Origin of the sequence: Dickeya lacustris (assembly GCF_029635795.1) — a bacterium.
Lineage (GTDB): Bacteria > Pseudomonadota > Gammaproteobacteria > Enterobacterales > Enterobacteriaceae > Dickeya > Dickeya lacustris.
This window is the reverse complement of sequence record NZ_CP114280.1, coordinates 1872453-1886262: the sequence shown is the minus strand read 5'-3', so window position 1 is coordinate 1886262 and position 13810 is coordinate 1872453. Positions and strand designations below refer to the sequence as shown.

Genomic DNA, 13810 nt, shown 5'->3' with positions numbered 1-13810 from the left:
CTCTCGGCCCCGGCGTTATCACAATGGTGCCGTGTAGCTAAAAATTTGCTTGTTAGTTGTGTATGTTTCCCTTATCTGCTTTGCAGATAAGGGAATTTTTTATTTTTGCTAGTTATTCTGATAGATATCTTTATAGACGCGGGTTTCGAAGCGCACGAGTGGAATGCGTCTTTCTTTCTGATCTTCCGGCGGTACGGCATAACCAGACAGATATTGTACAAATGCCATACGTTGACCGCTGGCTGTGGTAATAAATCCTGCCAAATTATAGACCCCCTGTAAGGCACCCGTTTTGGCGGAGACCTTACCGTCTAGTCCTGCCTCATGCAAACCACCGCGATAGCGTAGTGTTCCGTCATAGCCTGCCAGCGGCAGCATCTTGATATAGTTAAGCTCTGTGTCATGTTGAGCAATATATTGCAGCACTTCCATCATTGTGGCCGGAGCGATGAGGTTATGTCGCGATAAGCCGGAGCCATCCACAATGATCGTGTTACCAAGGTCAATCCCTGCTTTCTGGCGTAATATTTGGCGTACCGCATCGGAGCCCGCACGCCAGGTGCCCGGCACTTTGAAGCGCTCATGACCGATAGTGCGAAATACGGTATCTGCGATCATGTTGTCTGACTTTTTGAGCATGATGGTCAGCAAATCATGCAACGGTTCCGATTGTGTCTGTGTTAATACAGTGCCTGCTGCACTCGGTACGGATTGGCGACGCAAGCTGCCGGTGATATGTATTTCCGCTTGCTGCAATTCATCTTTCACAATCGCCGCTGCGTAGCTGGCTCCATCCTGAATAGCAAATGCCAAGGGCAGCGGCTCTGCACGCTGAGTCAGACAGCCGGTAACAGTAAAACGGTTAAGCTCCCCTGGCACGACGTCCAGCTCGCAATATTGGGCATCAGGCGAGCCCTTTGCCAGCGTTCGCACTTCGCTGAACATATGAACCGGGTAGTAAGAGGCTACGCGAATAAACGCGTTTTCTCCCGCTTTGGCGGCGCTGTAAAGTGAGATAGAGAAACAGTTTTTATCGACAATGGCTGCTGACGGCGGCGCACTAAAGCATTGCGTCATGTCGTTCCAGGGCCATCCCGGTGCTTTATCATGGCTGCCAAAAACGGAGGTATCGATAACCACATCACCGCCAATTTCGCGTAGTCCTCGCTTTTTCAGCTCTTGCACCATATTGCGAATTTGCTGACGTTTGAGTGACGGGTCGCCGCTGAACCGGACAATTAAATTGCCGCGTAATACGCCGTTTGAAAGCGCACCATGGCTTTCCATTGTGGTGGTAAAGCGATAATCCGGCCCTAGCTGTAGTAACGCAGCCAGTGCGGTGATAACTTTTTGCGTACTCGCTGGCAGCGCCATTTGCTGGCTGTGATAGTCAACGGCAGGGGTCGTTGCCCCTACTTTTTGCGCAATGAGTGCCAGATTGGCGCCATCAGGCAAATATTTCGTGTATTCATCAATGGGGGCTGCGCCCACCTTGAACGTGACAGCACAAAGAAAGCCAGTCAGAATCGATAAAAAACGCATAATCTCAACTAAGTACCGGGAAATGAGGTGGTCATACTACGGCGCATCAAGGGCTAAAGTAAACGATGACCCTGCCGGAACTCTGGGGTAAAATGCATATCAAAATGCAAAAGCGTCTGGTCTGGAACAAAAATTCCGGGCTAGGCTATTTTTGTTTAAATTGTCAGAATGCACTGGCATGGAGAGATTCTGCTGTCGGTGATTTTACCGCATCAGGATGACGGTGATGTGAGCCGTACGGATTTTTTAGAGGTAGTGACAATATGAAACAATTTCCGATGACGTTGCGCGGTGCCGAAAAGTTACGCGAAGAACTGGAACACCTGAAGATGGTACGTCGCCCTGAGATCATTGCCGCTATCGCAGATGCGCGTGAACATGGCGATTTAAAAGAGAACGCTGAATATCATGCCGCCCGTGAGCAGCAAGGTTTCTGCGAGGGCCGAATTCAGGAAATTGAAGCCAAGCTGTCTAACGCCCAGATCATTGATGTCACCAAAATGGCGGCCAATGGGCGCGTTATTTTTGGTGCGACAGTGACGGTCATGAATCTGGATACCGAAGAAGAACAAACCTATCGCATCGTGGGTGACGATGAAGCCGATTTTAAGCAAAATCTGATTTCGGTTAACTCACCGATTGCACGTGGTCTTATCGGTAAAGAAGAAGATGATGTCGTCACGATCACCACGCCCGGCGGCGTTGTAGAATATGAGATCCTGAAAGTAGAGTATCTTTGATTTATTTAGATAATCTGCCGTGATGGTAAATTGTAAAGAAAAGAAAAAGGCCGATATCGGCCTTTTTTCTCACCAGCGGGTCATGGAACCTTGTGGTGAAACAAGGTACTCTGAACTGGAAAATGTTAACGCGGCAACACAATCTTGCGTTCTTTTGACGCACGATAGAGTACTAGTGTATGGCCAATGACCTGAACATTGCTGGCACCGGTTTCGCGCAGAATGGCATCGACAATCAACCCTTTTGTTTCGCGATCTTCGGTGGCAATTTTTACCTTGATCAGCTCATGATGCTCTAGTGCCTGCTCGATTTCAGCCAGGACACCTTCAGTAAGGCCGTTATTGCCGAGCATAACAACCGGTTTTAACGGGTGGGCCAGGCCTTTCAGGTGTTGTTTTTGTTTGTTACTCAGATTCATCGTCTTTTTTGCTTAGGTTAGGATTGAAAACAGACCATTCTACCGCCATCTCATGATTATCACCAATCCGGCTATAATGATTGGCTATCATTGAGGTGCTGTCTGTGGTGTTTACCTTGCGTCAAACCGATACTGCATGACGCGTAGAAGCTTTCGTAAGAAAGCGAGACAAATAGATACTGCCTAAAGCAACGCTGGTTCAAACAATACGGATTCAGAATGACAGCGGCTTCAAAACAATAACTGGTTTAATCAATAATAGTTGGAAAATCGATGGCTAACAAAAAGCGTTCTGGAAGCTCAACCCGCTGGTTGCAGGAACACTTTAGCGATAAATACGTACAGCAAGCGCAGAAAAAAGGGCTTCGCTCGCGCGCTTGGTTTAAACTTGATGAAATACAGCAAACTGACAAGCTGTTTAAGCCCGGAATGACCGTGGTTGATCTGGGAGCGGCACCTGGCGGCTGGTCACAATATGTCGTCAGTCAGATTGGTGGTAAAGGCCGTGTGATTGCATGCGATCTTTTACCGATGGATCCAATTGTTGGTGTCGATTTTCTTCAAGGCGACTTTCGTGATGAATTAGTGCTCAAAACCCTGATGGAAAGGGTGGGAGACCAAAAGGTTCAGGTGGTGATGTCAGACATGGCCCCGAACATGAGTGGTACCCCGGCCGTTGATATTCCTCGTGCTATGTATCTGGTGGAACTTGCGCTGGAAATGTGCCGGGATGTGTTGGCTCCGGGTGGCAGTTTTGTTGTGAAAGTCTTTCAGGGCGGAGGATTCGATGAGTACCTGCGCGAGATTCGCTCCCTGTTCACGACGGTTAAGATTCGTAAGCCAGATGCTTCACGTGCTCGTTCCCGTGAGGTGTACATTGTAGCGACAGGTCGTAAACTGTAGTAATCTGACGCTATTTTTTAATACAGTTGTAATATGAGGTTAATCCCTTGAGTGACATGGCGAAAAACCTGATTCTCTGGTTAGTCATCGCGGTGGTGCTGATGTCGGTATTCCAGAGCTTTGGGCCCAGCGAGTCGAATGGCCGTAGGGTGGATTATTCAACCTTTCTGACTGAAGTGAATCAGGATCAGGTCCGGGAAGCACGCATCAACGGGCGCGAAATTAACGTTGTCAAAAAAGACAGCAGTCGCTACACCACATACATCCCTGTCAACGATCCAAAATTGCTGGATAACCTCCTGACCAAAAACGTGAAAGTGGTCGGTGAACCACCAGAAGAACCAAGCCTGTTGGCGTCGATCTTCATTTCCTGGTTCCCAATGCTGCTGTTGATTGGTGTCTGGATTTTCTTCATGCGCCAGATGCAAGGCGGAGGCGGCAAAGGTGCAATGTCTTTTGGTAAAAGCAAAGCCCGCATGCTGACAGAAGACCAAATTAAAACCACGTTCTCTGATGTTGCCGGATGTGATGAGGCGAAGGAAGAAGTGGCTGAATTGGTCGAGTATCTGCGAGAGCCAAGCCGTTTCCAGAAGCTCGGTGGGAAAATTCCCAAAGGCGTGCTGATGGTTGGCCCGCCAGGAACCGGTAAAACCCTGTTGGCGAAAGCTATTGCGGGTGAAGCAAAGGTTCCTTTCTTTACCATCTCGGGCTCTGATTTTGTTGAAATGTTTGTGGGTGTCGGTGCATCACGTGTACGTGATATGTTTGAGCAGGCCAAGAAAGCTGCCCCCTGCATCATATTTATCGATGAAATCGATGCTGTTGGTCGTCAGCGCGGCGCAGGTCTTGGCGGCGGGCATGACGAACGTGAGCAAACACTTAACCAAATGTTGGTTGAGATGGATGGTTTCGAGGGCAATGAAGGCATTATCGTCATTGCTGCAACTAACCGTCCTGATGTGCTTGACCCTGCGTTGCTGCGCCCCGGTCGTTTTGACCGTCAGGTTGTTGTCGGGTTGCCCGATGTGCGCGGGCGTGAGCAGATTCTTAAAGTGCATATGCGCCGAGTACCCTTATCACCGGATATTGATGCATCGGTGATTGCGCGTGGTACGCCTGGTTTCTCAGGTGCCGATCTCGCTAACCTGGTCAACGAAGCTGCATTGTTCGCTGCGCGTGGTAATAAGCGTGTTGTGTCCATGGTTGAGTTCGAAAAAGCAAAAGACAAAATCATGATGGGCGCAGAGCGCCGGTCTATGGTGATGACTGAGGCTCAGAAAGAATCCACTGCTTACCATGAAGCCGGTCACGCGATTATTGGCCGCCTGGTGCCGGAACACGACCCTGTGCATAAGGTGACGATTATTCCTCGTGGCCGTGCCTTAGGGGTAACATTCTTTTTGCCAGAAGGTGATGCTATCAGCGCCAGCCGTCAGAAACTGGAAAGTCAAATCTCTACGCTTTATGGTGGTCGTCTTGCTGAAGAGATCATTTATGGCCCAGAGCATGTTTCTACAGGGGCATCGAATGATATTAAAGTGGCGACGTCTATTGCTCGCAACATGGTAACTCAGTGGGGGTTCTCGGAAAAACTGGGGCCACTACTGTATGCTGAAGAGGAAGGCGAAGTCTTTCTTGGCCGTTCTGTTGCGAAAGCCAAGCATATGTCTGATGAAACAGCGCGTATCATCGATCAGGAAGTGAAAGCGCTTATCGAACGTAATTATTTACGTGCCCGAGAGTTGCTGATGTCCAATATGGACATTCTGCATTCGATGAAAGATGCATTGATGAAATACGAAACAATCGATGCACCTCAGATTGATGATCTGATGGCGCGAAAAGATGTACGCCCGCCGGCTGGCTGGGAAGAGCCTGCGGCTGGCGGCGGTAACACGTCGTCGTCAGACGGTGGGGGCGCGCCCAAATCACCGTTGACGGCAGATGAACCGACGACGCCAGCATCTGATAATTCGGTATCTGGCCCGTTGAACGATAAATAACGGTGTAATCAGTCGTTGCATGGCGTACGCAGTGGTCGTGTCGTCATCTCTCTAAAACCCCGGCTTGCCGGGGTTTTTTACTGATGAACCCCGATAGATAGCACGTAACAGCGTGAGAGGTAAAAATGAAGCTCAATGTACGCGGTGAGGTGTTGGATCTCTCTTGCCCCCAGGTGATGGGAATATTGAATGTTACTCCAGATTCTTTCTCTGATGGTGGTAAACATAATACGTTGAATTCAGCGCTGATTTATGCAGAACACATGATTACGGCTGGTGCGACCTTCATCGATGTGGGTGGCGAGTCCACGAGGCCCGGTGCCGATGAAGTCAGCACTCAAGAGGAACTGGATCGCGTTGTTCCGGTGGTGGAAGCGTTGGCACAGCGTTTCGAGACCTGGATTTCCGTTGATACATCCAAGCCCGAGGTGATAACCGCTTGCGCTGAGGCGGGGGCTCATCTCATTAATGACATCCGTGCCTTGGGCGAGCCGGGGGCGCTTGACGCTGCCGCTGCGACTGGCTTACCCGTTTGTTTGATGCACATGCAAGGTATACCCAAAACCATGCAGCACACACCGCATTATGATGATGTGGTGGGTGAGGTTGCGATGTTTTTTGAGCATCATATTGAGCGTTGTGTCATGGCAGGTATTGCCCGCGAGCGGCTGTTACTCGATCCCGGCTTCGGTTTCGGTAAGAATTTGCAGCATAATTACCGTCTTTTGGCGCATCTGGATACACTACATCGGTTTGGTTTGCCTCTACTGGTTGGGATGTCGAGAAAATCGATGATTGGGCAACTCTTGGGTGTCCCACCGCTTGAGCGTGTGCATGGGAGTGTCGCATGTGCGGTTATTGCCGCGATGCAAGGAGCCCACATTATTCGGGTTCATGATGTCAAAGCGACCGTTGATGCAATACGTGTCGTTGAAGCAACGCTTTCAGAGAAGGAATAACAACAGATTATGAGCAGTCGCAAATATTTTGGTACTGATGGTATTCGAGGCAAAGTCGGCGACCTGCCTATCACTCCTGATTTTGTCTTAAAATTGTGGGCTGGGCTGCTGGAAAGGTGTTAGCTCGGCATGGATCGCGCAAGATAATTATTGGCAAAGATACCCGTATTTCCGGCTATATGCTGGAGTCAGCCTTAGAGGCGGGCCTTGCTGCTGCCGGATTATCCGCCTCTTTTACTGGGCCGATGCCCACTCCTGCTGTGGCGTACCTGACGCGCACTTTCCGCGCAGAAGCGGGTATTGTCATCTCTGCATCACATAATCCTTATGATGATAACGGGATTAAGTTCTTTTCTATTGATGGAACGAAGCTGCCGGATGATGTAGAGGAAGCAATAGAAGCGGAGATGGAGAAACCATTGACGTGTGTTGAGTCCGCAGAGCTGGGTAAAGCCAACCGCATTGTTGACGCTGCTGGCCGCTATATTGAGTTTTGTAAGGGTACATTCCCCAGCGAGCTAAGTCTGAATGGCTTAAAGATTGTTGTAGATTGTGCGAATGGCGCGACCTATCACATTGCTCCGAGCGTATTGCGCGAGCTTGGCGCGAAAGTAATTGCTATTGGTTGTGAGCCCGATGGCATGAATATTAACGAGCAATGTGGTGCGACCGATGTCACCCAACTTCAGGCTCGGGTACTGGCGGAAAAAGCGGATATCGGATTGGCATTTGATGGTGATGGCGATCGCCTCATGATGGTGGATCACCTCGGTAATAAAGTCGATGGCGACCAAATCCTTTATATCATTGCCAGAGAAGCTCTGCGTCAAGGCCAGCTACGCGGCGGTGCGGTTGGCACGCTGATGAGTAATATGGGTCTCGAAGTGGCGCTAAAACAGTTGGGCATCCCGTTTGCAAGAGCCAAGGTGGGGGACCGCTATGTGCTTGAAATGATGCAATCAAAAGGCTGGCGGATTGGTGCTGAGAACTCAGGGCACGTCATTTTGCTGGATAAAACCACCACCGGCGATGGGATTATTGCCGCATTGCAAGTATTGACCGCAATCGTACGTAATCACATGAGTTTGCATGACTTGTGCAGTGGAATGAAATTATTCCCGCAGGTTCTGGTGAATGTGCGTTTTACTGGTGACGGTAATCCACTGGAAAATGAGCAAGTCATACAGGCCACACGTCTGGTTGAGGAGCAATTATCTGGCCGTGGTCGTGTACTATTGCGTAAATCGGGTACTGAGCCGCTAATTCGCGTTATGGTTGAAGGCGAAGAAGAAACCATGGTGACGCAGATGGCGCATCGCATTGCCGATGCAGTCAAAGCAGCCTGATAAGTGTCATTCAGGCACAGAATAGATGTAAATTATCTTCTGTGCCTGACTTTTGCCATCAGCGAACGTGGCGTGCTTGGTTGTCAGTCGTATTGTTTTTACTCTTTGTGGCGGTTTTTTCTGCAATTGATTCTATTGATAGAAATTACCCTTGCGCACTGCTGAGGCTTTAGTTAGTATTCAGACCCGCTTTGTAGAGGATGTTGTTAATCCTGCTCAATCAATCGCGGGTAAACGAAAAACTTATTGATACCTCACTTAATTTCATGTGAGGCGAATAACGGGTACAACTATGTACGAAGCTCTTCTGGTTATTTTCCTGTTGTCAGCAATCGGGCTTGTCGGCCTCATTATGCTACAGCAAGGTAAAGGTGCAGATATGGGCGCGTCGTTCGGAGCCGGAGCTTCCGCTACGCTGTTTGGTTCTAGTGGTTCAGGCAACTTTATGACCCGAATGACGGCGCTGTTTGCCACGCTGTTTTTCGTACTCAGTCTGATTCTTGGCAACATGAGTTCCGGCCACGGCAAAAAAAGCAGTGAGTGGGAAAACCTGAATCAGCCAGCTGCGCCGGCGAAAGCCGAGCAAACTAAAGCGCCAGCTGCACCGTCAAGCGATATTCCTAAATAATCGCTGACGTCTTACCAGCAGTGCCACCATGCTGCTGGTAAAAGCAAATTGTGATGCCGAGGTGGTGGAATTGGTAGACACGCTACCTTGAGGTGGTAGTGCCCGATTGGGCTTACGGGTTCAAGTCCCGTCCTCGGTACCAATCCTATAGATAACTTGCAATTTAGCGGTTGTCAGCGTAGTATTTGCCACGTTTTCGGACGCGGGGTGGAGCAGCTTGGTAGCTCGTCGGGCTCATAACCCGAAGGTCGTCGGTTCAAATCCGGCCCCCGCAACCACTTAACTTCCCAGAAAAAGTTTTTTTTCAAATAAACTGTTTCGCATTGTCTTCGCTCAATACAGTGGATTTTGAAAGAATATTTCATGGTAAGTTACGCCGCAGCAGAGTGCGGTAAACAGGGTCCAGTTGCATAAAGCCCCGATATCTCGGGGTTTTTTGTTATCTGACAACAGAATGACTGGGCTATTAGGCCCTTTTTTTATGTCTTGGGGGTGGGCTTGTCCACATTAGAGCAAAAGTTAACAGAGATGATTTCGGCACCTGTTGAAGCCCTTGGCTATGAACTGGTGGGGATTGAGTTCATCCGGGGACGCCAGTCTACACTGCGTATCTATATTGATAGTGAAGATGGTATCACTGTTGATGATTGTGCTGATGTTAGCCACCAGGTCAGTGCGGTGTTGGATGTCGAAGATCCTATATCCGTTGCCTATCACCTGGAAGTGTCATCGCCTGGTTTGGATCGTCCTCTTTTTACGGCAGCGCATTATGAGCGTTTCCTCAACGAAGAGGTTAGCCTGGTGTTGCGTATGGCGGTTCAGAATCGTCGCAAGTGGCAGGGCATCATCAAATCTGTTGAAGGCGAGATGATTACTGTCAATGTTGAAGGCAAAGATGAAGTGTTCGCGCTGAGCAACATCCAGAAAGCGAATCTGGTACCCCACTTTTAAAGTTTGGATGAGGCAACTAGGATGAATAAAGAGATTCTGGCTGTTGTTGAAGCGGTTTCCAATGAAAAGGCTGTACCGCGTGAGAAAATTTTTGAAGCGCTAGAAACGGCGCTGGCGACAGCAACAAAGAAAAAATATGAACAAGAAATCGACGTGCGCGTTTGTATTGACCGCAAAACCGGCGATTTTGATACCTTCCGTCGTTGGGTGGTTGTGAATGAAGTGACGCAGCCAACGCGTGAAATAACGCTGGAAGCGGCACAATTTGAAGAGCCTTCGATAGATCTTGGCGGTTATATTGAAGATCAAATTGAATCTGTCACCTTTGACCGCATCACAACTCAAACGGCCAAGCAAGTTATCGTCCAAAAGGTTCGTGAAGCCGAACGCGCTATGGTGGTGGATCAGTTCCGCGAGCAGGAAGGCGAGATAGTTACCGGTGTCGTTAAGAAAGTAAATCGCGATAATATCACTCTGGATCTGGGCAGTAATGCTGAGGCTGTGATTGGTCGTGAAGACATGCTGCCGCGTGAAAATTTCCGTCCAGGCGATCGTATCCGTGGTGTGTTGTATGCCGTGCGCCCGGAAGCTCGCGGAGCACAGCTGTTTGTCAGCCGTTCTCGTCCTGAAATGCTCATCGAACTGTTCCGCATTGAAGTGCCGGAAATTGGCGAAGAAGTGATTGAAATTAAAGCTGCTGCGCGTGATCCCGGCTCGCGAGCTAAAATCGCTGTAAAAACAAATGATAAGCGTATTGACCCAGTAGGGGCATGTGTAGGGATGCGCGGTGCGCGTGTTCAGGCTGTCTCTAGCGAATTGGGCGGCGAACGTATTGATATTGTGCTGTGGGATGATAATCCGGCACAGTTTGTTATCAACGCAATGGCTCCTGCGGATGTGGCTTCTATCGTGGTGGATGAAGATAAACACACCATGGATATTGCTGTTGAGGCTGGAAATCTCGCACAGGCAATTGGGCGCAACGGTCAAAACGTTCGGTTGGCATCTCAGCTCAGTGGCTGGGAATTGAATGTGATGACCATTGAAGATTTGCAGGCGAAACATCAGGCAGAAGCCCATGCGGCGATTGACGTCTTTACCAAGTATCTTGACGTTGACGAAGAGTTTGCCACCGTACTGGTTGAAGAGGGTTTCTCATCGCTGGAAGAACTGGCTTATGTGCCGATGCACGAGCTCCAGGAAATTGACGGCCTTGATGAAGACACCATTGAAGCATTACGTGAACGTGCTAAAGCCGCACTGACGACACTCGCGCTGGCTAACGAAGAAAATCGTGGCGGCGGCCAGCCAGCAGAAGATTTGCTGAATTTACCATCGCTCTCACGCGAAATGGCGTTTAAACTGGCTGCCCGTGGTGTGTGTACGCTGGAAGATCTTGCGGAGCAGGGCGTCGACGACCTGACCGATATTGAAGAGCTTGATGAAGAGAAAGCCGGTGAGCTGATTATGGCTGCACGTAATATCTGTTGGTTTGGTGGCAATGAATAACGAACTGTAGCAGGAAAGGAACAGCATGACAGATGTAACCCTAAAATCGCTGGCCGCAGAAATCCAGACGCCGGTTGACCGCCTGATACAGCAGTTTGCTGACGCAGGAATTACCAAATCCGCGTCAGATTCTGTGACTCAGCAAGAGAAAGAAACCTTATTGGCGCATCTAAACCGTGAACGCGGCGGTGCGTCAGGTAAATTGACATTGCAGCGCAAAACACGTAGCACATTGAGTATTCCTAGCACCGGTGGCAAGAGCAAGTCGGTGCAAATAGAAGTCCGCAAGAAGCGCACTTATGTAAAACGCGACCCTCTGGAAGATCAGCAGCAAGCAGCAGAGGAAGAGCGTTCACGGCGTGAAGCGGAAGAACAGGCGCGACGCGCAGCCGAAGAACAAGCCGCACGGGAAGCTGAAGATAAAGCGAAACGTGAGGAAGAAGAGAAGGCAAAGCGTGCTGTTGCTGAAGAGCAAGCCAAACGTGAGGCCGTGGAAAAAGCTAAGCGTGACGTAGCGGAAAAAGAGAAAGTGAGCAATCAACAGAACGATAGTATGACTAAACCAGCTCAGGCTGAGAAAGCGCGTCGCGAAGCGGAAGCGGCTGAACTCAAGCGTAAGGCGGAGGAAACAGCCCGTCTTAAAGTCGAAGAAGAAGCCCGCCGTATTGCCGAAGAGGCTCGCAAGATGGCAGAAGAAAATGCCGGACGCTGGGAAAAAGAAGGCGAAGAGACCGAAGACTCTGATTACCATGTCACTACGTCTCATCATGCGCGTGAAGCGGAAGATGAGAACGATCGTCAGGTAGAAGGTGGTCGCGGTCGTGCTCGCAGCACTAAAGTGACCAAACAGAAAAAAGGCAGCCGCCTGTCTGAATCAAAAGCCGATCGCGAAGAAGCCCGTGCGGTGACTCGCGGCGGTAAAGGCAAGCGTAAACCGAGCACGCTGCAACAGGGCTTCAATAAGCCGGTGCAAGCGGTCAACCGCGATGTCATCATCGGTGAAACGATCACCGTTGCCGAGCTGGCGAACAAAATGGCGGTCAAAGGCTCTCAGGTCATCAAAACCATGATGAAACTGGGCGCGATGGCGACCATTAACCAGGTTATCGATCAGGAAACGGCACAGTTGGTGGCGGAAGAAATGGGTCACAAAGTGATCCTGCGCCGTGAAAACGAGCTGGAAGAAGCGGTAATGAGCGATCGTGATACGGGGCTGTCTTCCGAATCAGAATCGCGTGCGCCGGTTGTGACCATTATGGGCCACGTTGACCACGGTAAAACCTCGCTGCTGGATTACATTCGCTCGACCAAAGTGGCGGCAGGTGAGGCCGGTGGTATTACCCAGCACATCGGTGCTTATCATGTTGAGACAGATAATGGCATGATCACCTTCCTCGATACCCCGGGGCACGCCGCGTTTACCGCAATGCGTGCGCGCGGTGCTCAGGCAACGGATATCGTGGTGCTGGTTGTTGCAGCCGATGACGGCGTGATGCCGCAGACCATCGAAGCCATTCAGCATGCTAAAGCGGCGAAAGTGCCGGTTGTTGTTGCAGTCAACAAAATCGATAAACCGGAAGCTGACCCGGATCGCGTTAAAAGTGAGCTGTCACAGTACGGCATCATGCCAGAAGAGTGGGGCGGCGAATCGCAGTTTGTTCACGTATCGGCCAAGAGCGGTACCGGTATTGACGAACTGCTGGAAGCTATCCTGCTGCAAGCTGAAGTGCTTGAATTGAAAGCGATTCACAGTGGTATGGCAAGCGGCGTGGTGATTGAGTCCTTCCTGGATAAAGGCCGTGGCCCGGTTGCGACCGTATTGGTGCGTGAAGGGACCCTGAACAAAGGCGATATCGTACTGTGTGGCTTCGAATATGGCCGCGTACGTGCGATGCGCGATGAATTAGGCCGTGAAATTACAGAAGCTGGCCCGTCTATTCCGGTAGAGATTCTGGGTCTGTCCGGCGTGCCTGCGGCAGGTGATGAAGCGACAGTCGTGCGTGATGAGAAGAAAGCCCGTGAAGTGGCGCTCTATCGTCAGGGTAAATTCCGCGAAGTGAAACTGGCGCGTCAGCAGAAATCGAAGCTGGAAAACATGTTTGCCAACATGAACGAAGGCGAAGTGTCCGAACTGAACATCGTGATGAAAGCCGACGTTCAGGGTTTCTGTCGAAGCGATTTCCGATTCACTGCAAAAACTGTCTACCGACGAAGTCAAAGTCAAGATTGTGGGCTCCGGCGTCGGTGGTATCACCGAAACCGATGCTACGCTTGCTGCGGCATCCAACGCCATTATCCTTGGCTTTAACGTCCGTGCTGATGCTTCTGCTCGTCGCGTGGTTGAAGCGGAAAGTCTGGATCTGCGTTACTACTCGGTCATCTATGATCTGATCGACGAAGTGAAACAGGCGATGAGCGGTATGCTGGCGCCTGAGTATAAGCAGGAAATTATCGGTCTGGCTGAAGTTCGCGATGTGTTCAAGTCACCGAAATTTGGCGCTATTGCTGGTTGTATGGTCACGGAAGGTGTGGTGAAACGTCACAATCCTATCCGCGTACTGCGTGACAACGTGGTTATCTTTGAAGGCGAACTGGAATCACTGCGCCGCTTTAAAGATGATGTCAACGAAGTCCGTAACGGTATGGAGTGTGGTATCGGCGTGAAGAACTACAACGACGTTCGCACCGGCGATATGATCGAAGTGTTTGAAACCATCGAGATTAAACGCACCATCGAGTAATACGTGCTAGCACGTACCTGATGTTTTCATGCTGGGGGGCCGAGAGCCCCCCGCTTTTTCCCTGAGGAT

General features: G+C 50.2%; 9 protein-coding genes, 2 tRNA genes and 2 pseudogenes. 11 read left to right on the top strand and 2 right to left on the bottom strand.

What is annotated here, in order from left to right:
• Nucleotides 1-108: 108 nt before the first annotated feature.
• A complete protein-coding gene (gene dacB, locus O1Q98_RS08500) occupies nt 109-1542 on the bottom strand; it encodes a serine-type D-Ala-D-Ala carboxypeptidase (RefSeq protein ID WP_125258254.1) in 1434 nt (477 codons plus the stop codon).
• A 263-nt stretch (nt 1543-1805) separates the two neighbouring features.
• Here dacB and greA point away from each other — a divergent pair, with 263 nt between their 5' ends.
• Nucleotides 1806-2282 (top strand): transcription elongation factor GreA, encoded by a 477-nt coding sequence (gene greA, locus O1Q98_RS08495; protein ID WP_125258255.1) that lies wholly within the window; start codon nt 1806-1808, stop codon nt 2280-2282.
• 125 nt (nt 2283-2407) lie between these two features.
• Here greA and yhbY read toward each other — a convergent pair whose 3' ends face one another.
• Nucleotides 2408-2701: a ribosome assembly RNA-binding protein YhbY gene (yhbY, locus tag O1Q98_RS08490; RefSeq protein WP_012771131.1), complete on the bottom strand. Its 294-nt coding sequence runs from the start codon at nt 2699-2701 to the stop codon at nt 2408-2410.
• Nucleotides 2702-2974: 273 nt separating this feature from the next.
• Here yhbY and rlmE point away from each other — a divergent pair, with 273 nt between their 5' ends.
• The 10 genes and pseudogenes from rlmE (at nt 2975) to infB (ending at nt 13741) form a co-directional block, all read left to right on the top strand.
• Nucleotides 2975-3604, top strand: coding sequence for a 23S rRNA (uridine(2552)-2'-O)-methyltransferase RlmE (rlmE, locus tag O1Q98_RS08485; RefSeq protein WP_125258256.1), 630 nt, complete (start codon nt 2975-2977; stop codon nt 3602-3604).
• A gap of 56 nt (nt 3605-3660) precedes the next feature.
• Nucleotides 3661-5607 (top strand): ATP-dependent zinc metalloprotease FtsH, encoded by a 1947-nt coding sequence (gene ftsH, locus O1Q98_RS08480; RefSeq protein WP_125258257.1) that lies wholly within the window; start codon nt 3661-3663, stop codon nt 5605-5607.
• A 125-nt stretch (nt 5608-5732) separates the two neighbouring features.
• Nucleotides 5733-6566 (top strand): dihydropteroate synthase, encoded by an 834-nt coding sequence (gene folP, locus O1Q98_RS08475; RefSeq protein ID WP_125258258.1) that lies wholly within the window; start codon nt 5733-5735, stop codon nt 6564-6566.
• Nucleotides 6567-6575: 9 nt separating this feature from the next.
• Nucleotides 6576-7912, top strand: a pseudogene (gene glmM, locus O1Q98_RS08470) (phosphoglucosamine mutase).
• A gap of 292 nt (nt 7913-8204) precedes the next feature.
• A complete protein-coding gene (gene secG / locus O1Q98_RS08465) occupies nt 8205-8540 on the top strand; it encodes a preprotein translocase subunit SecG (RefSeq protein ID WP_035339794.1) in 336 nt (111 codons plus the stop codon).
• Nucleotides 8541-8595: 55 nt separating this feature from the next.
• A tRNA-Leu gene (locus O1Q98_RS08460) sits at nt 8596-8682 on the top strand.
• Nucleotides 8683-8741: 59 nt separating this feature from the next.
• Nucleotides 8742-8818 (top strand) — tRNA-Met (locus O1Q98_RS08455).
• Nucleotides 8819-9038: 220 nt separating this feature from the next.
• Nucleotides 9039-9491 carry a ribosome maturation factor RimP gene (gene rimP / locus O1Q98_RS08450; protein WP_164512949.1) on the top strand — a complete coding sequence of 151 codons (453 nt, stop codon included), beginning with the start codon at nt 9039-9041 and terminating at the stop codon, nt 9489-9491.
• Nucleotides 9492-9512: 21 nt separating this feature from the next.
• Nucleotides 9513-11000: a transcription termination factor NusA gene (gene nusA / locus O1Q98_RS08445; RefSeq protein WP_125258261.1), complete on the top strand. Its 1488-nt coding sequence runs from the start codon at nt 9513-9515 to the stop codon at nt 10998-11000.
• A 25-nt stretch (nt 11001-11025) separates the two neighbouring features.
• Nucleotides 11026-13741: pseudogene (infB, locus tag O1Q98_RS08440) on the top strand (translation initiation factor IF-2).
• The last annotated feature ends 69 nt before the right edge of the window (nt 13742-13810 follow it).

Excerpts from the sequence above, each read along its gene's own strand:
- dacB (WP_125258254.1), bottom strand. The coding sequence starts at position 1,542 with ATGCGTTTTTTATCGATTCTGACTGGCTTTCTTTGTGCTGTCACGTTC.
- greA (WP_125258255.1), top strand. The coding sequence starts at position 1,806 with ATGAAACAATTTCCGATGACGTTGCGCGGTGCCGAAAAGTTACGCGAA.
- yhbY (WP_012771131.1), bottom strand. The coding sequence starts at position 2,701 with ATGAATCTGAGTAACAAACAAAAACAACACCTGAAAGGCCTGGCCCAC.
- rlmE (WP_125258256.1), top strand. The coding sequence starts at position 2,975 with ATGGCTAACAAAAAGCGTTCTGGAAGCTCAACCCGCTGGTTGCAGGAA.
- ftsH (WP_125258257.1), top strand. The coding sequence starts at position 3,661 with ATGGCGAAAAACCTGATTCTCTGGTTAGTCATCGCGGTGGTGCTGATG.
- folP (WP_125258258.1), top strand. The coding sequence starts at position 5,733 with ATGAAGCTCAATGTACGCGGTGAGGTGTTGGATCTCTCTTGCCCCCAG.
- secG (WP_035339794.1), top strand. The coding sequence starts at position 8,205 with ATGTACGAAGCTCTTCTGGTTATTTTCCTGTTGTCAGCAATCGGGCTT.
- nusA (WP_125258261.1), top strand. The coding sequence starts at position 9,513 with ATGAATAAAGAGATTCTGGCTGTTGTTGAAGCGGTTTCCAATGAAAAG.